Raw genomic sequence first — 610 nt, 5'->3', positions numbered from 1 at the left:
CCACCACAGATTGGAAAGCAACCGCAGTACGGCGCCGAAGAGGAAGCAGCCGATTGCGACGCCCAGGAACCCTCCGTCGAAGTACGAGACCCCGGCCACCGAACTCACGGGGCAGACAGCCTCCGCGCACCCGCCGCCCCAGACCCTACTGAGGACTTCATCCGAGAACACCTGAGTTGTGGTGGAACCGTCCAATCCACCCGAGGGCAACGGGTGTTCCAGGAATTCCAGCAGCGTCCCTCTTCCCCACCCCCAGGGTTGGTCTCCTCCCAAGCGGGGGGCAATCACCGCAATGTAGTCGATCATCTCGGTGTCGTAGGAGGTGAACACCGGCAACACACTTGCCAATGGACCCTCTTCGGTGATGTAGCGCCAGCTCGCGGAGAACAGATTCTCTCCGGGCAACCGGGCCCCAGCCGATCGAACCATCGGAACCACCGCCAAGAAGACGGCACCGATTCCGGCAGCAACCACCCACGGAAGCGTGACTCTCTGCGGTTTCCTGACCAGAAACGCAATGATGGGAATCAAGAGCGCCGGAATCAGGAATCGGCGGTTACCGCCCAAGGAGACCTGGAACACGGAAAGTGCCACAGAAAATACCACCGCT

1 protein-coding gene is annotated in these 610 nt (G+C 61.1%); it reads right to left on the bottom strand.

The annotated features are described in order from the left end of the window. On the bottom strand, positions 1–594 hold a 594-nt coding region (locus GTW58_RS13555), incomplete at its 3' end, for an O-antigen polymerase (protein WP_168023608.1). Positions 595–610: the final 16 nt, after the last annotated feature.

Source organism: Kocuria subflava, assembly GCF_012163155.1.
GTDB classification, from domain to species: domain Bacteria; phylum Actinomycetota; class Actinomycetes; order Actinomycetales; family Micrococcaceae; genus Kocuria; species Kocuria subflava.
The sequence above is the reverse complement of the archived record's forward strand: the minus strand, read 5'-3'. Positions and strand labels throughout refer to the sequence as shown.